Origin of the sequence: Paenisporosarcina sp. HGH0030 (assembly GCF_000411295.1) — a bacterium.
Lineage (GTDB): Bacteria > Bacillota > Bacilli > Bacillales_A > Planococcaceae > Paenisporosarcina.
Genome location: NZ_KE150421.1, coordinates 1,769,592 through 1,790,181 on the forward strand (window position 1 = coordinate 1,769,592; position 20,590 = coordinate 1,790,181).

A 20,590-nucleotide genomic window follows, 5' to 3' on the forward strand; every position below is an offset into this window, starting at 1 on the left:
GTTACTCGTCGCAAAGGTAATGCTCCTGCGGTTACTCGTCGCAAAGGTAATGCTCCCGCGGTTACTCGTCGCAAAGGGAACCGTGCCTTCCAGCGCCGGTGTTGAGCTAGAGTGGTGCTTTCAGCTTTTCTATGTACAAGACCGACCGTGCTTCACGCGGCCGGTTTCCTCTCTTGCCAATCTAGTAAAATCTTATTTGCCCACTACGCGTAATGCGGGTTCGGTTAATTTGTGTTCGAGCACTTGAATCCGCTCATTCAAATTCGCAATCATACGAATTAGTTGTTCCATATGTAGTTCCATTCGAATGAGATGATCAGATGATGAAGCTTTCATATTGGGTGAATTCCTTTCTCTTGGATTGGGAAATCTTGTGTACTAACCAACGGTGCGGTCTACCGTGGAAAACATAGTTACACAACCGGTAATTCTTTATGCTCTTCCTCAGAGAATATAAAGTCTTCTTTCGCTTGCGATTCTTTTTTCATATGAGGAATTTCTGAAGATTGTCCTGCTTTCGGTTTCGTTTGTAAGAATTGAACTTCTTCAACGATGACTTCGGTCACGAAGACACGATTGCCATCTTCTTTTTGGTAGGATCTCGAGTGGATATGTCCACTGATTCCTACAAGCGAGCCTTTTCCACAATACTTTACTGTGTGTTCAGCAAGTTTCCCCCATACAGTGCACAATACAAAATCTGCTTCATCCGCTTTTGCACTTTTGTAAGTACGTTGTACAGCCAACACGAAACTTGCTTGCACCCTTCCTTCAGACAATTGCCGAAATACTGGATCTTTTGTCATGCGGCCAATCATCCCGATTTGATTCATTTATTCACCTCCTTTCAGGTTACTGAATTTATTGTACAAAGCACATTTAATTGTGTGCAAAGGACCAAAAATTAATTTTGCCCTCTTTTGAGCCTGTAAAAATTTAATTTTGCAAGTACCACATATTAACAAAGTTCTTCTTATACCATGTGGCTCTAAGTGTGAAGCATTTCTTTAAAATGCGGTTTTGGCTAGTTCTCTAAGATTTTTGAAGTCTATGATATAATAGAGTCAATTAAACTTTGCGGAAAGGCTGTGAGCTTATTGAAAACCTTTAAAATGTTGTCTATGACATTGGTTCAAGGGGACCAAACCATTGCGATTCCTCTCGTAGATGGCATCATCATCAATCAAGAAAACAGCCACCGATCATGGATATTAGAAATGTATGTCGATAAAAAAGACAGTACGATATTTGAGCAATACAATGGTTCTGGGGAATTGGTTGAAGTGAAAGTCGTCATTTCGTATCCTGAAAATGAACCTGCAAGCTTTGAAGTTGCAGTATATGCTGTCAAAGAAATTGGTGATTATGTTTCGGTACTGTTGAAAGGGATGTTAATTCGCACCCGTCGTAAGTATGCCTTGCAACTTTTGACAGAACTCGTCCAAGATGGATTAACAGGTGAAAAGCTTATTACTCGCTTTGAAAACGATATGCGACAACGACCTCATTTAAAAAAAGACTCGGCTGAAATTTAGCCGAGTCTTTTTTGTATTAAAGCGAGCCCAATTCGCGTCTTAGCTTCAGAAACTCAATCAAATTTTCGATTCATTTCGTCCAGAAAAGACATTCGGGATTATTCATAATTCAGTATTATTCGTCTTTGTTATCCGCGTCACGTCTATCCATGTCATCTTCAAGGATTTCTTCTTCATCTGTATTCGCGTCTTTCATCATGTCTTTATCATTATCTTTGTTTTGATCTTCTTTTGTTGGATCCACATGATTTTCACCTTCAGTACCAGGCACTAAATCTTGGGTATCTTCACGTACGTCATTTACGTCGTCATTTACATTGTTTTCTACGTCATTTACATCGTTTTCTACGTCGTTTTCCATTGGGGTTTCGTTTCCTGGTACTTTGTCGTTATTCATGTTACATCCGACAAGTAAAAGTGCACTCATACCAAAGACCATCGTTGCTTTTTTCCACATAAAAAATTCCCTCCTTTCCGGCAATTGTTCACCACAATTAATGTGATTCACTGTATGTTGCCCGGGAAAGGAAGGAACTATCCGACTATGCGTTTAGTTTTTCTTTTAAAATGGATTCGACGTATGCCGCTTCCGCTTTACACGCATAATCATAATGAGTTTTGAGTTGTTCTTGCATGATTTCAATTTTTGCAACTTGTTCTTCAGACGGTGGCTCATTCAAAATTTTATCAATGGCTTGATTCATTTTTTTGGCAATTTCTTCGTGAAATGCTGGATCTTGCTTACATTCTTCAGAAATCTTGTCTGTCCATGTAGCACTTTCACTTATATATATACGCCAAGCTTGAATGAAGTCTTCCATACTGAAACGATTTTCAGACCATTCAATCGAAGCCATATAATGTTCAAAAACGGTTTTGATGGAGCGTGTAATGCTACTTTTTACTCCGGTTGGTAATTCTTTATACATGAAGCGGAAAACCTCCTACTTGAAAGGCTACACCGTCTGCTTTATTATTCCCTCAGACGATTAGCATTAAACAACTTTTACTTGTTGAATAGTGATTATTCTTTTTCAACAATTGGTCCGAGAGCAAATAAAATATCTGTTTCGCACGCGATTTCGCCGTCTACTGTCGCGATGGCATGACCTTTGCCCATTGCCCCGCGAAGTTTTACGAATTCCACTTCCAAGCGAAGTTGATCGCCAGGCACGACTTGTCGTTTGAAACGGCAGTTATCTACACCAGTCAAAAATGCAAGACGTCCTTTGTTTTCTTCTTTGTTCAATAACGCTACTCCACCAACTTGTGCCAATGCTTCGATAATTAAAACACCTGGCATTACAGGATATCCTGGGAAATGCCCATTGAAGAAATCTTCGTTGATTGAAACGTTTTTCAAACCAACTGCACGTTTGCCGTCTTCAATTTCAGTAATTCGATCGACCAATAAAAATGGATAACGATGTGGTAAAATTGCTTGAATTTGTTGAGCTGATAATGTCACTGTAAAACCTCCATAAGAAAAGCGTAAAGCGCCACTTCAGATCGACTCCGATGGTGGAAGAAACGAATCGAAAATCTGTTTTCGAATTGTTTCGATATGAAGGCTAGTGTCCCGAAATCGTGTCGGAACGCCTTCATGACCCACATCCTATGGACCTAACCGGAGGTGCGAGCTGGCGCTTGTAGCTAGACAATATTTTTACTAAAGACGTGCAAAGAGTCGATTTACTTCACTTTCCCGTTTAAAATGTCCAAAATGTGTTGCCATGTTTCCCACTTAAGTGCATCTTTTGGTTCACCATCTCCGATGTAACCATAGCCAATAACTAATCCTGCTGCAATTGCAGCAACGACAAGAGCTAAAACCAAAATAATACGAAGCCAAATCGGGAAAAGACGTATTTGAACCCACCAAGTTTTCTTTTGACCCTTAGCTTCGGCTTTTTCAGCTTTGTGCTGTTTTCGGTTAGAAGCAACTGGCTGTGTTTTTACCTGTAGTTGTTCGTCTTTTACTTCATTCGTCATTCGCCGTTCTCCTTATCGTCCATCAATTGTGCATGTATATTTGTTGGTGATCTCTACAGTCGAGTGGAAGCTTTGCCAATATTATTAAGCAAAATACCTGTACCGATGGCTACACAGTCCATTGGGTTTTCGGCTATTAAAACCGGTACTTTCAATTCCTGTGCAAGCAAGAAATCAATGCCGTGCATCAGTGCGCCGCCACCTGTTAAAATCACGCCACGGTCGATAATATCTGCAGATAATTCTGGAGGTGTCTTTTCCAGAACATTTTTCGAAGCCTGCACGATCATGGCAATGGATTCTCGCAAACATTTTTCGATTTCTTCAGAAGTGATTAGAATAGTTCGTGGCAAGCCTGTAACCATATCTCGGCCGCGGATTTCCATTTCTTCTTTGCGTCCACCAGCGAATACCGTACCGATTCTTATTTTAATATCTTCAGACGTACGTTCGCCAATCAATAACTTATATTCGCGTTTTATGTACTGTAAAATATCATTATCAAACACATCGCCGGCTACTTTAATCGATTCGGACGTTACAATGTCGCCCATCGAAAGGACCGCGATATCTGTTGTTCCCCCACCAATATCAACGACCATATTTCCGCTTGGCTGGAAAATATCCATGCCCGCTCCAATCGCCGCCACTTTTGGTTCTTCTTCGAGGAAAACTTTTTTGCCGCCAGATTTCTCCGCCGCTTCACGAATCGCTTTTTGTTCCACACTTGTGATATTCGTTGGGCAACAAATTAAGATACGTGGCTTTGATAAAAATCCTTTTACATCCAGTTTATTAATAAAGTGTTTCAGCATCGCTTCAGTCACATCAAAATCAGCGATTACTCCGTCTTTTAGCGGACGAATCGCCACTATATTTCCAGGAGTACGCCCTACCATTTTACGTGCTTCTTCGCCTACTGCCAACACACGTTTCGTTTTGCGATCCATTGCTACTACTGAAGGCTCGTTTAATACAATGCCTTTACCTTTTACATGTATTAAAACGTTAGCCGTTCCAAGGTCAATTCCAATATCTTTAGCAAACATGAACCTTGTTTCCCCTTCCTACAAATCCCATAATAGTTGACTTTCTCTATCTTTGTCTCTACTAACTGACTATTCTATCATAGAGAGCAAATAATTACATCTTTTTTAGTAAATAGTCCTGTTCTGAAAACGAAGCTTCGGTGTTCTTTTACCACATGAAAAAACGCCATGACGAGTAATCGTCATGACGTTTCTTCTGTGTGTTCCTCTTTAAGTTTCCACATCTGTTTCGTTGCTTCCCCGCCCCGGATATGCCGAATCGACTTATGATAGGCAAGGATTTCACTAACTTCTTTGGCCAGTGCTTCATTTACTAGTTTTAAACGTTCTGTTAAATCTTTGTGCACCGTGCTTTTCGAGTAGCCCGTTTTCTTTGCAACCGCGCGTACCGTTAAGCCCGTTTCATGCACCAATACGCCAAGCTCTAGGCAACGTTTCCGGATCTGTTCGTGCAAGACCGCATCCTTCCGTACCGAACGTTTCCTATACCGTATGCCTTAAAGTTGGGAATTAGAACGCTAAGTACGTACGTGGATTAATTGCTTCTCCCTTGTCATACACTTCAAACTGTAAATGAACGCCAGCTGTTGGGTTGAATTCATTTTCAGTAGCAGTTGCCATAGGTTGACCTTGTTGTACATGGTCACCGGCTTTCACTGAAATTTCTTTTACGGAACGGTATTGTGTAAGTAGGCCGTCTTCATGTTCTAGAACGATTTCGTCCCCAAGGAATGGATCAAGATTTACTTCTTTTACTGTACCACTCATTGCAGCTAAAATTTCAAACGGTTCGCCTTCAATTGAGATGGTCACACCGCTACTTGTTTCGTAAGTTTGGTTGAATACAAGAAGAGAATTTTCTTGTGATTCGTCCGTTGCAGTAGGATCATAGAAATCTTGCAGAATTGTCATTTGGTCAAGCATCGCTTCGTCAAATGGGAATTTCATTGACTCTTTTTGAGACGTTACAGCAACTTCTTTTGCTCCCGTGTCTTCAGTTCGTGGACCTTTTGCGACATTATCAGAATCAATAAACGCATTGTACCCCCAGATCATGCCGACAAATAGCAGCGAAAACCCTACGTAAATCGCTGGCCATAGCCACGTTTGTTTTTTACTTGGTTTTTTTGGTAGAGAAGGATTATTAGATTTTTCCTCTCGCATATTCATCACCTCTGATGCTAGTGTTGTCAGCGATTCAAGGTTTTAAACATCCTGGTTGAATAGATTGGAAATTTTTTATTTCCGTCTTCGGATAGTAGTGTTTCAAAATCTCCTCTACCTTACTCCCTTCCTGCGCCATAGCGTTTGCTCCGTATTGACTCATCCCGACTCCATGCCCGTATCCTTTCGTTGATACGGTGATAAGATTTGGATTGGATGCATCAATTTCGAAATCCGTGGAGGGGAGCCCTAAAATATCCCGTATTTCACGGCCTGTCCATTCGTGCTGAGTGGTCGTCATTTGTTTGACTCGTTGTGATTCATTTGGCGTCAGCACCAGTGTCTTGAAGTGATCGGCTGTCCAATTAAAGCCGAATGCCTCGTTCCATTCTTTCAGGCTGAATGTTTTCGTGTTGTTGAACTTCGGAGATATGGTATCCCCCAGGCTATCCGTGATGACTAAATATGGAATGTCGTTGCCACTATACCCTTTCGCGCTTTCCGTTTTCCCATTGCTCGTGGAGAAAAACATGGCTGTGATGAGTTCATTATTATAGGTAAGAATTTGTGAGGCAGTTTCCGTGATTGCTTGTGCGATGTTTGGAGGGGATATGCGTTCACTCGGTGAGATGAACGCTTGGTGTGAAGTAGTTGGTTTAATAGATTTTGAACCAAAATTGGTTGTTTTGAGTGCGAATGTTCGTGCGGCAATTGCTTGCGCTTTTAAGGCCTCTAGCTTGAACGTAGCTGGCATTTCTGCTTGCACGACACCTTTGACATAGTCCTCTAATGGAAACGGCTCAGCATGCCCTTCCACGCGAATTAGTATAGGTTCACAAGCTACAACATTGTCGGTTTCGGGTTCGGGTGCTGACACTTGCCCTTGTTGCGGTAGTTTCTTAATTATTTGCAGTGGCAGGAGGAATAAACAGAGACAGGTGATGACAATGGCTAAGTATCTCATGGTGGAATATATGATGATAGAGTAAAGAATATGAATTACAGAGAGCATTAGAATTTATCTGGATTTAATGCGAGTAAATCTAGATTTCAAATGGGTTTCTTCATATCGTATGTCGAGACCTCTTATCAGCATCGCAACTGAAACAAAACCATTTTACACTTCTATGGATATTTTTTGGAAGTAACTGGGCGAACGGGAATAGTGCGAACGGGAATAAAGTACTCGCGAGAGGGATTAAACGTATCCTTAATAGGAACAAATCTTGAAAGGGAATAAAAATTCCCTCCCGTTAATATTGCCACACTTCTAACAGGAGTAAAGCGTAAACAAACCAACTTGCCCCCTCCCACTTCATTCTGAGGGGTATTACTGTTACGGATTAATATAAACAAAGTGAGCTTTCCGAATAGGAACAAATAAAAAGGAAATGGCATAAACTAAATATCCCCCTACCCCCTCTTCCCAAAACTGAGTATTAACGGGAATAAAATTTTCCACAAAAAACCGACATCTTGGGTATAAGATGTCGGTTTTTGGAATAGGATAGGATATGGATTAAACGGTTTGTTGCATTACTTTTTCATCAGAAGACTCAGATGAAACGCGTTCAATGTCTGCTCCAAGTGCCTGTAGTTTCAAGTGGAAGTTCACGTATCCACGGTCAAGATGGTAAAGTTCAGTAACGCGTGTTACGCCTTCTGAAGCCAAGCCCGCTAAAATTAATGCTGCAGCTGCACGTAGATCAGTTGCTGCCACTTCTGCGCCTTGAAGTTCAGATGGTCCTTGCATAATAACCGAGCGACCTTCAATTTTTACATTCCCGTTCATGCGACGGAATTCTTCTACGTGCATAAAGCGGTTTTCAAATACCGTTTCAGTCAACATTCCCGTGCCAGTTGCCGTTAACATCAATGCCATCATTTGTGATTGCATGTCAGTCGGGAAGCCAGGATGCGGCATTGTTTTAATATCCACTGATTTCAATGTTTCAGTTGCACGGATACGAAGTCCGTCTTCTTCTTCATTGATATGAACGCCCATTTCTTCCATTTTGGAAATTAACGCTGCCATATGCTCAGGAACTGCGTTTTCGATTGTTACATCACCTTTTGTGATGGCAGCTGCCACCATGAATGTACCTGCTTCAATACGGTCAGGAATGATATGGTGAAGTGTACCTTCTAATTCTTCTACACCCTCGATGCGAATCGTGTCGGTACCAGCCCCGATAACACGTCCACCCATTTCGTTGATGAAGTTCGCCAAATCTACAATTTCCGGCTCTCTTGCAGCATTTTCAAGAATTGTCGTTCCTTCTGCCAATGCTGCTGCCGTCATGATGTTTTCAGTTGCCCCAACACTTGGGAAGTCCATATAAATTTTAGCACCTTTTAAGCGACCTTCTGTTCTTGCCTCAACAAATCCATGACCAAATGAGATTTCAGCGCCCATCGCTTCAAAACCTTTTAAATGCTGATCGATTGGACGAGAACCGATTGCACAGCCCCCTGGAAGTGCTACACGCGCAAAGCCGTTACGAGCTAAAATCGGTCCCATTACTAAGATCGATGCACGCATTTTACGAACGTATTCGAATTGAGCTTCACTTGATAATGTAGCTGAAGAATCGATAATGACTTCGTTTTGTTTTGGGAAATATTGCACTGATGCACCTAAACTTTTCAATACTTCATTTATCGTGTAAACATCTGCTAAGTTCGCTACGTCACGAATGATGTTTTTTCCTTTTGATGCTAAAAGAGCTGCTGCCAATACCGGTAGTACCGCATTTTTTGCACCCTCTACTCTTACTTTCCCTGTTAACTTATGGCCGCCTCTTACAATAATTTTATCCAATGTTGACCCTCCATGTTTTATATAATGATTTTTCTCTATGTGTCGATTAAACTCGTATGATGTCATTTATTAGGAATAAAAACATTACTCATATTACAGACATTTCTCGTATAACACAAGTACCCATTCCCTCATTTTTTGTGAACTTTTTGACAAGTAACTGTTTTATATGATACGTAAGTCACAAGTTCTTTGTGTCGGTCAAAATGGAACTCTTTTAAACTCTTTTTTGTTAAGTTATTCTACCTACTAATTCCCTTCGACACTAGGATTAAACCATCCTTCGACAATTTATTTCCCGGGTAATATTTGTTCTCTCCATGGCCATAGCTACGAAACTCGTTCATCTTTATGGACATAAAGAGACTCTTTATGAAAAGAGGAACGGAATCTGTTTCGACCAAGTCGACATGTGCAGAAAGAAGTTCGACACTGAAGAACCGATTGCAATGCTCAAAAGAATGTATAGTAGTTGCACTTGAAAAACATGTTGCTTTTTGACAACTTTTTCGATCATGACAGCACGAAGTGCAAAAAATGTAATTCCGATAAAAAATGTATGCGATAAAATGCCAAGGATTGCTTGTTGCCCAATTTGTGTATACATGGTGATTGCTCCTTTTTGTATGAAAAGTGGTCGAATTAAGTAAGGAAAACACTTTTGTTAAGATGTTGTCTGGCAGCATACGTACGAATGTGAAAAATTAAGTTAATAAACTTATCACGTTACGAATTGTGTTGAAAAATGAAATTGGAGATTGAAAACTCATTTCCAGAAATACATTCATTACATTCAGATATAACATTGCGCATTGTAAATAAACAACAGTGAATCCTCTATATCGATCTGTGAAATAGAGAGACCCCCACCTATCAAATAAAAAAACGAGTCGAGGAGAATACTACTCCTCGACTCGCCATCTTTTATTAGATGTTACCCTCATTAACGTTGATACGATTCATTGCGCGTTTCAATGATAGTTCCGCACGTTTGAAATCGACGTCGTCTTGTTTTGATAAGTTCAGACGTTCTTCAGCACGTTTCATTGCTTCTTTCGCACGATTGATATCAATTGTGCTAGCTACTTCAGCTGATGGAGCTAGAATGGATACTTGGTCAGGTCGGACTTCCAAGAAACCGCCGCTTACTGCAACGATTTCAGTTGTTCCTTCCTTTTTCAGACGAATGGCACCCACTTTAAGTGGAGCAACCATTGGAATGTGTCCAGGTAGCACACCAATTTCACCAGTTGTTGTAGAGGCAATGATCATGTTGACTTCAGAATCGTATACCGGGCCGTCGGGAGTGACAATATTGACTTTGATGGTCTTCATTTTTTCCCCTCCTGGTCCCTGTTATTAAACTTCAACGCCCATGCTTTTCGCTTTTTCAATAACCTCTTCAATGCGTCCAACTAAACGGAATGCATCTTCAGGTAGGTGATCATATTTACCATCAAGAATTTGTCTGAATCCTTGAACTGTTTCTTTAACCGGTACGTATGAACCTTTTTGGCCAGTGAATTGCTCAGCTACGTGGAAGTTTTGAGATAAGTAGAACTGAATACGACGAGCACGGTTAACCGTTAACTTGTCATCATCAGATAACTCATCCATACCAAGAATCGCGATGATATCTTGAAGTTCTTTGTAGCGTTGAAGTGTTGATTGTACTTGACGAGCAACTGAGTAGTGCTCTTCGCCAACGATTTCAGGTGACAATGCACGAGAAGTTGAAGCCAAAGGATCTACCGCTGGGTAAATACCCATCTCAGAAAGTTTACGTTCTAAGTTTGTTGTTGCATCTAAGTGAGCAAATGTTGTTGCTGGAGCTGGATCCGTATAGTCATCGGCAGGTACGTAAATCGCTTGAATCGATGTTACAGAACCTACGTTAGTAGACGTGATACGCTCTTGCAATTGACCCATTTCAGTAGCAAGTGTTGGTTGGTAACCAACGGCTGATGGCATACGACCTAGAAGGGCTGATACCTCAGAACCTGCTTGAGTGAAACGGAAGATATTATCGATGAACAATAGTACGTCTGCACCTTGCTCATCACGGAAATACTCAGCCATTGTCAAACCAGTCAAGGCAACACGCATACGTGCACCAGGCGGCTCGTTCATTTGACCGAATACCATTGCTGTTTTCTTGATTACGCCAGAATCGCTCATCTCGTGGAATAAGTCATTTCCTTCACGCGTACGCTCACCAACACCTGCGAATACCGAGATACCGCCGTGTTCTTGTGCGATGTTATTGATTAATTCTTGAATAAGTACAGTTTTACCTACACCAGCACCACCGAAGAGACCGATTTTACCACCTTTGATATAAGGAGCTAATAAGTCTACTACTTTGATTCCTGTTTCAAGAATTTCAACTTCTGTTGAAAGGTGTTCGAACGTTGGTGCAAGACGGTGAATCGGGTCACGGCGTAATTCAGCCGGGATCTCTTCGCCTAAGTCAATTACTTCACCAAGTACGTTGAATACACGACCTAATGTGATGTCACCAACTGGAACTGTAATTGCTGATCCAGCGTCTGTAACTTCCGCACCACGTTTCAAGCCATCTGTAGATGACATAGCTACTGTACGGACAGAGTCGTCACCAAGGTGTAACGCAACTTCAAGAGTTAACGTTGTTGGCTCTTGGTTTGGACGTTCAATCGCAACTGTCAATGCGTTATAGATTGCTGGTAACTGGCCGTTGTTGAACTTAACGTCAACAACTGGACCCATTACTTGAAGAACGTGTCCTATGTTCATACTTGTTCCCTCCTGTCTTACTTACTTCTTCTATTCTAGAGCCGCTACGCCGCCGACGATTTCCGTAATTTCTTGGGTAATCGCTGCTTGACGTGCACGGTTGAATTGTAATGTCAATGAACTGATTAGTTCACTTGCGTTATCGGTTGCGCTCTTCATTGCTGTCATACGTGCAGCATGTTCACTTGCTTTGCCGTCTAGTAAAGCACCGTAGATCAAGCTTTCCGCATATTGTGGAAGCAGTACTTCAAGAATTGCTTCGCCTGAAGGCTCGAATTCATATGAAGCAGCCGTGCTTGTCATAGCGATGTCCGTTAACGGAAGCACCTTTTTCTCTGTAACGTCTTGTTGAATGGCGCTAACAAAATGGTTGTAGTACATATAAAGTTCATCATACATACCTTCTGTGAACATACCAACAGCCTTGCGCGCTATTTCTTTAATATCAGCAAATGAAGGCTGATCCGGTAAACCGACTGCACTTTCAATTACTGTAATGCCGCGTTTCGTGAAGAAATCACGACCGATACGTCCAACTGCAAAGACTACAAATTGATCATTTGATGTGTGACGTTCACGAATTGCATTCGTTACAGCACGTAACACGTTACTGTTGTATGCACCCGCAAGTCCACGGTCAGCTGTGATGACGAGGTAAGCTGTCTTAACTACAGGGCGAGATTTGAGCATTGCATGCCCATTATCGCTAGTTCCTGAAGCGATTGCTCCTACGACATCTTCAATTTTCGCCATGTAAGGAACGAATGATTTCGCATTCAATTCTGCACGGTTCAATTTCGAAGCCGACACCATTTGCATCGCTTTTGTAATCTGGCTCGTTTTCTTTGTCGATGTTATTCGGCTTTTAATGTCGCGTAATGATGCCACTGGTATTTCACCACCTTATCGTTTTTTATTCATCCAAAAAGATTACTCTGATTTAGCAAATGTCTTTTTAAACGCTGAGATCGCGTTTACTAAGTCTTCGTCAGCAGGAAGATCTTTTGTTGTACGGATGTGATCTAAAACGTTTGTGTGGTTTGAATCTAACCAGCTGTGCAATTCGTTCTCGAAACGAACGATATCTTGAACTGGAATATCATCTAAGTGACCACGTGTAAGAGCGTAAAGAATAATAACTTGTTTTTCAACCTTAAGCGGTTTGTTCAAGTCTTGTTTCAATACTTCTACTGTACGTGCACCACGGTTTAATTTGGATTGAGTTATTTTATCAAGGTCAGAACCGAATTGAGCGAATGCTTCAAGTTCACGGAATGCAGCTAAGTCAAGACGTAGTGTACCCGCAACTTTTTTCATTGCTTTAATTTGAGCTGAACCACCAACACGTGATACTGAAAGACCCGCGTTGATTGCTGGACGAACACCTGAGAAGAATAGGTCAGATTGTAAGAAGATCTGTCCATCCGTAATCGAAATTACGTTTGTTGGAATATAAGCAGAGATATCTCCAGCTTGTGTCTCAACGAATGGAAGAGCTGTAATTGACCCTGAACCAAGTGTTTCATTCAACTTAGCAGCACGCTCTAACAAGCGGCTATGTAAGTAGAATACATCCCCTGGATATGCTTCACGACCCGGAGGACGACGAAGTAATAATGAAAGTTCGCGGTAAGCAGCAGCTTGTTTAGATAAATCATCATAAACAATTAGTACATGCTTGCCATCAAACATGAATTCTTCCGCCATTGTAATACCTGTGTAAGGAGCTAGGTACAATAATGGAGCTGGTTGAGATGCTGATGCAGTAACAACGATTGTGTATTCTAATGCGCCGTTTTTACGAAGCGTTTCAACTACGTTACGAACAGTCGATTCTTTTTGACCGATTGCTACGTAAATACAAATCATGTTTTGGTCAGCTTGGTTAAGGATTGTATCGATCGCAACAGCTGTTTTACCTGTTTGACGGTCACCGATGATTAACTCACGTTGACCACGGCCGATCGGCACTAGTGCGTCAATCGCTTTGATCCCAGTTTGCAATGGTTCATGAACCGATTTACGGGCCATAACACCTTGTGCTGGGCTTTCGATTGGACGAGTTTTTGTTGTGTTGATTGGGCCTAAGCCATCAACTGGTTGGCCTAGTGGATTGACAACACGGCCAATCAATTCTGGTCCAACTGGTACTTCCATAATACGGCCTGTACGACGTACTTCATCGCCTTCTTTGATATCTGCATATGGTCCTAGAATAACGATACCTACGTTGTTCGCTTCTAAGTTTTGTGCCATACCCATAACACCGGTAGAGAATTCCAATAACTCTCCAGCCATGACGTTGTCGAGACCATGAGCACGAGCGATACCATCACCAATTTGGATAACTGTACCCACATCGCTAACTTTCATCTCAGATTGATAATTTTCAATCTGCTGTTTAATCAAGACACTGATTTCTTCAGCTTTGATGCTCATGTATGTCACCTCTTTCGTTTCATAATATTAACCAATAAGTTGTTTTTTCAAGCGGTCTAGCTTAGCGCTTACGCTGCTATCGAAAATACGATTCCCGATTTGAAGACGAATGCCACCAATCAATGATGGATCAATTTCGTTTTCAATGCGTAAAGAGTTCACCCCTACTTTGTGTGCAAATGCAGACGAAATCGCCGCACGCTCATCATCAGTCAAAGGACGTGTAGAGAATACTTTCGCGTCAGCAATACCTTGTGCTTCGTTTGAAAGTGTTTCAAATTCAGTAGCTACTGCCACTACTTCATTGATTCGTTTACGGTCAATCAACACTTGCAGTGTATTCACTACGAAAGGATTAGCTTTACCGAATAACTCACGAATCAACTCTTTTTTACGGTCTAAAGAAAGCTTTGGAGAAGCAAGCATAACCTGCAATTCACGATTTTCTTTAAATACCACTTTCACTTCACGGAAATCTTCTTCCACGTGAGCTAGTTGGTTATGTTGTTGTGCTAGTTGAAACAATGCTAGGGCATAACGTTTCGCTGCAGTTGATTGACTCACACTACATCGCCTGCCTTCGCAATCGTTTCTTCGATTAACGCACGGTTATCTTCTTCAGAAATTTGTTTTCCAAGAACTTTAGATGCTGCAAGAACAGATAGAGATACAACTTCTTCGCGTACTGCTGCGATAGCTTTTTCTTTTTCTGTTTCAATCTCACGGACAGCTGATTCTTTCAAACGGCCTGCTTCAGCGCGTGCAGTTGTGATGATTTCTTCACGTTGTGCATCGCCTTGTTGCTTCGCGTTTTCAACAATCGCTTGTGCTTCTGTGCGTGCTTCTTTTAATAAGGCACGTTGTTCTTCAAGTAATTGATGTGATTCTTGGCGGCTTTTTTCAGCTGCTTCGATTTCACTAACAATTAACTCTTCACGTTGCTTCATTACTCCCATCAACGGACCCCATGCGAATTTCTTCAATAGGACCATTAAAAGGATGAAAACGATTAAAGTAGCAAAAATGTCACCAGTGTTAAGTGCTTTTACAGCATGTTCTGTAGTGGCATTTAGGACGAGGTAATCCAAAAACACGATTGTTTCACTCCCTTCAAGAGCTTCAAGTCTTTATCTGAATCTAAACAGATGGATTTTCTATGTTTAAAAACGATCAATATTCATAAGAGAATGACGAAGAATCGTCAAAGATCAACTTCGCCATTACCATTTGTGAGTATATATATATTATTTGTTTAAAACGATGAACGCGATAACTACTGCGATGATAGGAAGGGCTTCTACTAATGCAACCCCGATGTACATTGTTGTTTGTAATAATCCACGTGCTTCAGGTTGGCGAGCCATACCTTCGATTGTTTTTGAAACGATTAATCCGTTACCGATACCTGCTCCTAGAGCTCCTAAACCGATTGCGATTGCTGCTGCTAAAATACCAATTGAACCTTCCATGTGTGTGTTGCCTCCTTGAAATTTGTTTTTTCTTTGTTCAAGTATTGAACAAGTTATACTTAATGATCATGACTCACTTTGTGAGACATATAAACCATTGTTAAAATGACGAAGATGAACGATTGAATCGTTCCTACGAAAATCGAGAAACCTTGCCAAGCTAATGTTGGAATCAATGCTCCTGCAAAACCAAAAATACTTGCGCCACCAATACCTGCTAGTAACCCTAGCAATACTTCCCCTGCATAAATGTTCCCGTAAAGTCGAAGACCAAGTGTCACCGTATTGGCGAACTCTTCTACAATCTTAAGGGGCAGAAGGAACGGTAAAGGTTTCAAGAAATCTTTTCCGTACTCGGAAAGACCTTTTAACTTGATGCCATAGTAATGAGTTAATATCATGACCATAACCGCTAACGTCATCGTTATGATTGGATCTGCGGTTGGAGATTTCCACCACAATTCACCATTGATAACGATTGAAAATGGTAGACCTAACATGTTCGCTACAAAGATGAACATGATAAGCGTAATACCTAGAACATGGAATCGTCCACCTGTATTCCAGTCCATATTGCTTTTGATAATCCCTTTTACGAAGTCCATTAACCACTCCATAAAATTTTGCATACCAGTTGGCTTTAAACTTAAGTTCCGAGTAGAAACTACTGCGATTAATAGAACGATAAGTGCCGTTACTGTTAGCATCATAACGTTTGATAGGTTGAACGTAAGCCCAAGCCATACCACCGTCGGGTTCTCATGATGCACGTGCATTCACCTCTCTTTCACAATTCGGTATAGAGTTTTTCATGTATATAATCCTGTCTACTATTAATAGAAGACAATCGAGATTACTGAATTCATGCTTCTTCCTGATTTCGACATTCTTCATGTCAAACCGAAAGAAATTCTTGCAAAGGGTGTTTAAACGGAAAGTAGTTTCTATGTATGGTCTTACTGTTGAAACTGTTAAATGAGTTTCTTCCTATACATAAATAACGGTCTAAATCATGATTCACTCTTTCGAATGGTCAAGATCATGGCTGTTACACCGACTGCAAGGCCAATGAACAGAAAAAGCACTAAAAATAACGGGGTGGTGTCTATTTTGTCATCGAGCCACATTCCAGTGAAAACTCCTATTAAAATAGAACCAACAAGTTGTGAGAGAATAGCCGAATAAAGGGCCATTTCTTGTAAAGGACGTCTCGTTTGACGCATGGTGATCCTCACGTTTTTGCATGACTTTGTAAAAATCGCGAATCTGATAGAAAGTAGATACGACAAGGTTTCAACGTGAATTATACACATGAAAGCCCTCTCATTCATACCCTTTGTAAGCATACAATAGGGGTAAAATGATGTCAATTGATTCCCGTGAAAAACTTCACAAAGTCGCCTCAATCGACATATTGTCGACAAATTTGCAAACAGCAGGCTGAGTTGTTATGAAATAACTCTTTTTTGGTGCTGATGCAGATTGGTTAGTAGTGGTTATCTCGAGTTTATCTCGTATTCGAAGAAGGTTATTTGCATTTTGTGTGGTGATATCTTCAATTCGTGCAGCGTTATCTAGATTTCACCTACGTTTATCTAGAATTCGGACAACTATATCTAAAATTCACGTTTTCTAATACAATTCCCTAACAATCTCATAGTGAAAGGGACTGCCGAGGCTGTCCCTTTTCCTTTTTTCTACTTATTTAAATAGTCTTTCAGCGCTTCAACGATTCGTCTTGATGCTTCACCGTCACCATACGGGTTGGATGCATGAGACATTGATGCATAAGCTTCATCGTTCGTCAGCAATTCTTTTGCTAAACCATAAATTGTTTCTTCGTCCGTACCCGCTAGCTTCAATGTTCCTGCCGCGATTCCTTCTGGACGTTCAGTCGTATCGCGCAATACAAGAACCGGTTTCCCTAAAGAAGGTGCTTCTTCCTGCACGCCGCCTGAATCAGTCAATATAATGAAAGAACGTGCTGCGAAGTTATGGAAATCGAGTACTTCTAGAGGCTCGATCAAGTGAATGCGTGGATCATTTCCAAGGATTTCACTAGCTATTTCACGTACAGCAGGATTCATATGAACTGGGTAGACAACTTGTACGTCGTCATGTTCTTCAATCAAACGTTTGATTGCACGGAACATGTTGCGCATCGGTTCACCCAAGTTTTCACGACGGTGTGCCGTCAATAAAATCATTCGGTCTGAGCCGATTTGTTCCAGTACAGGATGCGAGTACTCTTCGCGAACCGTTGTTTTCAACGCGTCAATCGCCGTGTTGCCTGTTACGACAATGCGATCTTCCGGTTTGTTTTCACGGCGAAGGTTATCTGCAGACACTTCCGTTGGTGAGAAATGCAGGTCTGCCATAACACCAGTTAATTGGCGGTTCATTTCCTCAGGGTATGGTGAGTATTTATTAAATGTACGAAGTCCCGCTTCTACGTGACCAACTGCGATTTGGTTATAGAAAGCCGCTAAGCTTGCAATGAAAGTCGTTGTCGTATCGCCATGTACCAAGACGATGTCGGGCTTCGATTCTTTCATGACTGCATCCAATCCTTCAAGTCCACGTGTTGTCACGTCGATTAAAGTCTGGCGGTCTTTCATAATGTTCAAATCGAAGTCAGGTGTAATGCCGAATGTGTCCAACACTTGGTCAAGCATTTGGCGATGTTGCGCCGTTACGGTCACGATGGATTCGATTTCGTCTGTATGTTTTTCCAATTCCAATACGAGTGGTGCCATTTTAATTGCTTCTGGGCGTGTCCCAAAAATCGTCATGACTTTCCATTTTTTCGTCAAGGTCAAAGCACTTCCTTACTTATTTTGTTCCGAACAAACGGTCACCAGCATCGCCAAGTCCTGGCACGATGTAACCGTGGTCGTCCAATTTTTCGTCAAGGGCAGCAATGTAGATATCAACATCAGGGTGTGCTTGTTGAAGAACCTCTACACCTTCTGGAGCAGCGATTAAGCACATAAATTTAATGCTTTTTGCACCGCGGTTTTTCAAAGCATTGATTGCAACAAGTGCAGATCCACCCGTTGCAAGCATTGGATCAACTAATATAAAATCACGCTCTTCAACGTCCGCTGGGAGCTTCACATAATATTCGATAGGCTGTAAAGTTTCTGGATCACGGTATAAGCCGATATGTCCGACTTTAGCCGCTGGGATTAATGTTAAAATACCGTCTACCATACCGATACCGGCACGCAAAATTGGCACGATGCCTAATTTTTTACCAGATAAAACTTTTGCTTTAGCTGTTGTTACTGGCGTTTCTACTTCAACATCATCAAGAGGCATATCGCGTGTAATTTCAAAAGCCATCAATGTTGCTACTTCATCTACCAATTCGCGAAATTCTTTCGTACCCGTCTTCTTGTCACGGATGTATGTTAATTTATGTTGGATCAATGGATGATCAAATACGTATACTTTTCCCATTTTGTCCTCTCCTTTAACGTTCAAACTTTATCTATTATAGCAGAAAAAAACGGTTACGCTCGACTCCCTTCATATTTACATTTTTAAGAAAGTTTCGTTTATATGACAAGATGATTGATTGAAAGGTTCCTTTCTGATTGGAGAGGAGTGTTTATTCCCTCTCTTATTTTGATTTGTTCCCTTTCGCGAATGTTTATTCCTTTTATATAATTTATTTGAATTCTCAATACAAGCACACCAAGTTTTCCCTTATGGAAATTACCTTATAATGTTTTAACCTATTTTTATCCTTTCAAATCATGTCTGTCGAAAAAACAAGAAAAGCACCACAGACTAATCGTCCATGGTGCCTTAAAATTCCACACTATTTTACTTCGAGTGATGGGCTCGGTTCTTTTTGTGGAACCCTTTTCCATAATAATAAACTGTTAAGAAAACTAGCCATAGTGGCCCAACAACAAGTGCGATTCTTGTATCCGGGGAATATGCCATTACAACGATAACAAACACTAGGAAAGCAAGTGCAATATAAGATGTGATCGGGAAGAAAGGAACTTTGTATTTCAGTTTTGCTTTCTCCGCAGGTTTTAGTTTCTTACGGAATTGGATTTGAGAAACCAAAATAATCCCCCACGTCCAGATTGCACCGAAAGTTGCGATGCTCGTTACCCATGTAAATACTTTAGCCGGCACTATATAATTCAAAATTACCCCAACCAGTAAAACTATTGCTGTTGCAATAACGGCTTTTCCTGGAACACCGTTTCTTGTCAGGTTTGCAAATTTCTTTGGAGCTTCACCGTGTTCTGCTAAGTTAAACAACATTCTTCCAGTACTGAAAATCCCACTGTTACAAGAAGATAGTGCTGCTGTCAAAATAACGAAGTTGATGATACCAGCTGCGCCAGGAATACCGATTTGTTCAAATGCCATTACAAACGGACTTCCTTTTGATCCGATTTCCTCCCATGGATAAATGGACATGATGACAAATAGTGCCCCTACGTAGAAAATCAGAATGCGCCAGAAAACCGAATCAATCGCTTTTGCAAGCGATTTCTCTGGATTTTTGACTTCTCCAGCTGTTACACCGATCATTTCAATACCAAGGAAAGCAAACATAACCATTTGCAGAGATAATAAAAGCCCTTCAATTCCGTTCGGGAAGAAGCCCCCGTGTTCCCATAAATTACTGATACCGGTTGCGATGCCCCCGTTACCAATACCAAATACAATCATGCCTGCCCCAATAAAGATCATCGCGATAATTGTGACGATTTTAATTAAAGCAAACCAGAACTCCAATTCACCATACGCTTTGACTGCTAAAAAGTTAATCGAAGCCATTGCAACTAATGCTGCTAAAGCCCAAATCCAGCGCGGCGTGTCTGGATACCAGTATTCCATATAAATACCAACAGCCGTGATTTCGGCCATACAAGTTACGACCCATAAGAACCAATAATTCCATCCAGTTATGTATCCTGCCAACGGTCCTAAGTAATCACGTGCGTATTTACTAAACGAACCCGCTACTGGTTTGTGAATAGCCATTTCCCCAAGTGCTCTCATAATAAAGAACATCATCATCCCGGCGAATGCATATCCAAATAAAATACTCGGTCCTGCTAACTTTATTGCCGTTGCAGATCCAAGAAACAGTCCTACTCCGATGGCTGCTCCTAAAGACATCAGTGTTATATGCCTTTCTTCAAGCCCCCGTTGAAGACCTTTTGGTTGCGTCTTGCCCTTCATATTTAAATCCCCCTTAGTTCTTCTGTTCTTCGTGATGAAAAATAGTTTTTCAATTTATAATACTCTTTTAAAATAAGTATTATATAAATATAAAACATTTATAATAGTTTGACTAGTTACATATGTGCT

The 20,590-nt window shown here is 41.1% G+C and carries 25 protein-coding genes; 1 reads left to right on the forward strand and 24 read right to left on the reverse strand.

The annotated features are described in order from the left end of the window. Window positions 1-192: 192 nt before the first annotated feature. On the reverse strand, window positions 193-336 hold the full coding sequence (locus HMPREF1210_RS18210; RefSeq protein ID WP_016428237.1) for a hypothetical protein: 144 nt from the start codon (window positions 334-336) through the stop codon (window positions 193-195). A gap of 77 nt (window positions 337-413) precedes the next feature. Then, window positions 414-833: a single-stranded DNA-binding protein gene (locus tag HMPREF1210_RS08460; RefSeq protein WP_016428238.1), complete on the reverse strand. Its 420-nt coding sequence runs from the start codon at window positions 831-833 to the stop codon at window positions 414-416. A gap of 264 nt (window positions 834-1,097) precedes the next feature. Between HMPREF1210_RS08460 and HMPREF1210_RS08465 the strand changes: the two genes are divergently transcribed. Then, window positions 1,098-1,535, forward strand: coding sequence for a YwpF family protein (locus HMPREF1210_RS08465; RefSeq protein WP_036659469.1), 438 nt, complete (start codon window positions 1,098-1,100; stop codon window positions 1,533-1,535). Between the two features lie 115 nt (window positions 1,536-1,650). On the opposite strand, the gene HMPREF1210_RS17350 is transcribed toward HMPREF1210_RS08465, so the two are convergent. From HMPREF1210_RS17350 to HMPREF1210_RS08575, 22 genes are all read right to left on the reverse strand, one after another. Beyond that, the gene (locus HMPREF1210_RS17350) at window positions 1,651-1,992 is read right to left on the reverse strand and encodes a hypothetical protein (RefSeq protein WP_016428240.1); all 342 of its coding nucleotides are present in this window, start codon (window positions 1,990-1,992) and stop codon (window positions 1,651-1,653) included. 85 nt (window positions 1,993-2,077) lie between these two features. After that, window positions 2,078-2,464 (reverse strand): hypothetical protein, encoded by a 387-nt coding sequence (locus tag HMPREF1210_RS08475; protein ID WP_016428241.1) that lies wholly within the window; start codon window positions 2,462-2,464, stop codon window positions 2,078-2,080. A gap of 95 nt (window positions 2,465-2,559) precedes the next feature. Then, window positions 2,560-3,003, reverse strand: a complete 444-nt coding sequence (gene fabZ, locus HMPREF1210_RS08480; protein ID WP_016428242.1) for a 3-hydroxyacyl-ACP dehydratase FabZ — start codon at window positions 3,001-3,003, stop codon at window positions 2,560-2,562. Between the two features lie 224 nt (window positions 3,004-3,227). Next, the gene (locus tag HMPREF1210_RS08485; RefSeq protein WP_016428243.1) at window positions 3,228-3,527 is read right to left on the reverse strand and encodes a DNA-directed RNA polymerase subunit beta; all 300 of its coding nucleotides are present in this window, start codon (window positions 3,525-3,527) and stop codon (window positions 3,228-3,230) included. A gap of 53 nt (window positions 3,528-3,580) precedes the next feature. Beyond that, entirely contained in the window at window positions 3,581-4,576 is a 996-nt protein-coding gene (locus HMPREF1210_RS08490) for a rod shape-determining protein (protein ID WP_016428244.1), read from the reverse strand. Window positions 4,577-4,758: 182 nt separating this feature from the next. Then, entirely contained in the window at window positions 4,759-5,031 is a 273-nt protein-coding gene (locus HMPREF1210_RS08495) for a sporulation transcriptional regulator SpoIIID (RefSeq protein WP_016428245.1), read from the reverse strand. A 55-nt stretch (window positions 5,032-5,086) separates the two neighbouring features. Beyond that, complete coding sequence (locus HMPREF1210_RS08500; RefSeq protein WP_016428246.1) at window positions 5,087-5,740, reverse strand: M23 family metallopeptidase; 654 nt, start codon at window positions 5,738-5,740, stop codon at window positions 5,087-5,089. Window positions 5,741-5,774: 34 nt separating this feature from the next. Then, window positions 5,775-6,752, reverse strand: coding sequence for a stage II sporulation protein D (gene spoIID, locus HMPREF1210_RS08505; protein ID WP_016428247.1), 978 nt, complete (start codon window positions 6,750-6,752; stop codon window positions 5,775-5,777). A gap of 507 nt (window positions 6,753-7,259) precedes the next feature. After that, window positions 7,260-8,561, reverse strand: a complete 1,302-nt coding sequence (gene murA, locus HMPREF1210_RS08510) for a UDP-N-acetylglucosamine 1-carboxyvinyltransferase (protein ID WP_016428249.1) — start codon at window positions 8,559-8,561, stop codon at window positions 7,260-7,262. Window positions 8,562-8,931: 370 nt separating this feature from the next. Continuing rightward, entirely contained in the window at window positions 8,932-9,168 is a 237-nt protein-coding gene (locus HMPREF1210_RS08515) for a DUF1146 family protein (RefSeq protein ID WP_016428250.1), read from the reverse strand. A 320-nt stretch (window positions 9,169-9,488) separates the two neighbouring features. Further along, the gene (locus HMPREF1210_RS08520; protein WP_016428251.1) at window positions 9,489-9,896 is read right to left on the reverse strand and encodes a F0F1 ATP synthase subunit epsilon; all 408 of its coding nucleotides are present in this window, start codon (window positions 9,894-9,896) and stop codon (window positions 9,489-9,491) included. A 24-nt stretch (window positions 9,897-9,920) separates the two neighbouring features. Continuing rightward, a complete protein-coding gene (atpD, locus tag HMPREF1210_RS08525) occupies window positions 9,921-11,336 on the reverse strand; it encodes a F0F1 ATP synthase subunit beta (RefSeq protein WP_016428252.1) in 1,416 nt (471 codons plus the stop codon). 30 nt (window positions 11,337-11,366) lie between these two features. After that, window positions 11,367-12,224, reverse strand: coding sequence for an ATP synthase F1 subunit gamma (gene atpG, locus HMPREF1210_RS08530; RefSeq protein WP_016428253.1), 858 nt, complete (start codon window positions 12,222-12,224; stop codon window positions 11,367-11,369). Window positions 12,225-12,266: 42 nt separating this feature from the next. After that, window positions 12,267-13,775, reverse strand: a complete 1,509-nt coding sequence (atpA, locus tag HMPREF1210_RS08535) for a F0F1 ATP synthase subunit alpha (RefSeq protein WP_016428254.1) — start codon at window positions 13,773-13,775, stop codon at window positions 12,267-12,269. Window positions 13,776-13,802: 27 nt separating this feature from the next. Further along, window positions 13,803-14,339, reverse strand: coding sequence for a F0F1 ATP synthase subunit delta (locus HMPREF1210_RS08540; RefSeq protein WP_016428255.1), 537 nt, complete (start codon window positions 14,337-14,339; stop codon window positions 13,803-13,805). Further along, complete coding sequence (atpF, locus tag HMPREF1210_RS08545) at window positions 14,336-14,869, reverse strand: F0F1 ATP synthase subunit B (protein ID WP_016428256.1); 534 nt, start codon at window positions 14,867-14,869, stop codon at window positions 14,336-14,338. The genes HMPREF1210_RS08540 and atpF overlap by 4 nt, the downstream gene beginning before the upstream one ends. A gap of 150 nt (window positions 14,870-15,019) precedes the next feature. Next, entirely contained in the window at window positions 15,020-15,244 is a 225-nt protein-coding gene (atpE, locus tag HMPREF1210_RS08550; RefSeq protein WP_016428257.1) for a F0F1 ATP synthase subunit C, read from the reverse strand. Between the two features lie 59 nt (window positions 15,245-15,303). Beyond that, a complete protein-coding gene (gene atpB, locus HMPREF1210_RS08555) occupies window positions 15,304-16,014 on the reverse strand; it encodes a F0F1 ATP synthase subunit A (protein WP_016428258.1) in 711 nt (236 codons plus the stop codon). Window positions 16,015-16,254: 240 nt separating this feature from the next. Continuing rightward, window positions 16,255-16,467, reverse strand: a complete 213-nt coding sequence (locus tag HMPREF1210_RS08560) for an AtpZ/AtpI family protein (RefSeq protein WP_016428259.1) — start codon at window positions 16,465-16,467, stop codon at window positions 16,255-16,257. Between the two features lie 474 nt (window positions 16,468-16,941). Then, entirely contained in the window at window positions 16,942-18,057 is a 1,116-nt protein-coding gene (wecB, locus tag HMPREF1210_RS08565; RefSeq protein WP_036659473.1) for a non-hydrolyzing UDP-N-acetylglucosamine 2-epimerase, read from the reverse strand. A gap of 19 nt (window positions 18,058-18,076) precedes the next feature. Beyond that, a complete protein-coding gene (gene upp, locus HMPREF1210_RS08570) occupies window positions 18,077-18,706 on the reverse strand; it encodes a uracil phosphoribosyltransferase (protein ID WP_016428261.1) in 630 nt (209 codons plus the stop codon). A gap of 369 nt (window positions 18,707-19,075) precedes the next feature. After that, window positions 19,076-20,461, reverse strand: coding sequence for an amino acid permease (locus tag HMPREF1210_RS08575; RefSeq protein WP_016428262.1), 1,386 nt, complete (start codon window positions 20,459-20,461; stop codon window positions 19,076-19,078). Window positions 20,462-20,590: the final 129 nt, after the last annotated feature.

Bases quoted from the DNA above. Each gene is read 5' to 3' on its own strand.
- upp (WP_016428261.1), bottom strand. From the start codon at position 18,706: ATGGGAAAAGTATACGTATTTGATCATCCATTGATCCAACATAAATTA.
- HMPREF1210_RS08515 (WP_016428250.1), bottom strand. From the start codon at position 9,168: ATGTATACACAAATTGGGCAACAAGCAATCCTTGGCATTTTATCGCAT.
- HMPREF1210_RS08500 (WP_016428246.1), bottom strand. From the start codon at position 5,740: ATGCGAGAGGAAAAATCTAATAATCCTTCTCTACCAAAAAAACCAAGT.
- HMPREF1210_RS08560 (WP_016428259.1), bottom strand. From the start codon at position 16,467: ATGCGTCAAACGAGACGTCCTTTACAAGAAATGGCCCTTTATTCGGCT.
- atpD (WP_016428252.1), bottom strand. From the start codon at position 11,336: ATGAACATAGGACACGTTCTTCAAGTAATGGGTCCAGTTGTTGACGTT.
- HMPREF1210_RS18210 (WP_016428237.1), bottom strand. From the start codon at position 336: ATGAAAGCTTCATCATCTGATCATCTCATTCGAATGGAACTACATATG.
- HMPREF1210_RS08520 (WP_016428251.1), bottom strand. From the start codon at position 9,896: ATGAAGACCATCAAAGTCAATATTGTCACTCCCGACGGCCCGGTATAC.
- atpE (WP_016428257.1), bottom strand. From the start codon at position 15,244: ATGGAAGGTTCAATTGGTATTTTAGCAGCAGCAATCGCAATCGGTTTA.
- HMPREF1210_RS08575 (WP_016428262.1), bottom strand. From the start codon at position 20,461: ATGAAGGGCAAGACGCAACCAAAAGGTCTTCAACGGGGGCTTGAAGAA.
- HMPREF1210_RS08490 (WP_016428244.1), bottom strand. From the start codon at position 4,576: ATGTTTGCTAAAGATATTGGAATTGACCTTGGAACGGCTAACGTTTTA.
- atpA (WP_016428254.1), bottom strand. From the start codon at position 13,775: ATGAGCATCAAAGCTGAAGAAATCAGTGTCTTGATTAAACAGCAGATT.
- spoIID (WP_016428247.1), bottom strand. From the start codon at position 6,752: ATGCTCTCTGTAATTCATATTCTTTACTCTATCATCATATATTCCACC.
- HMPREF1210_RS08460 (WP_016428238.1), bottom strand. From the start codon at position 833: ATGAATCAAATCGGGATGATTGGCCGCATGACAAAAGATCCAGTATTT.
- HMPREF1210_RS08475 (WP_016428241.1), bottom strand. From the start codon at position 2,464: ATGTATAAAGAATTACCAACCGGAGTAAAAAGTAGCATTACACGCTCC.
- HMPREF1210_RS08485 (WP_016428243.1), bottom strand. From the start codon at position 3,527: ATGACGAATGAAGTAAAAGACGAACAACTACAGGTAAAAACACAGCCA.
- HMPREF1210_RS17350 (WP_016428240.1), bottom strand. From the start codon at position 1,992: ATGTGGAAAAAAGCAACGATGGTCTTTGGTATGAGTGCACTTTTACTT.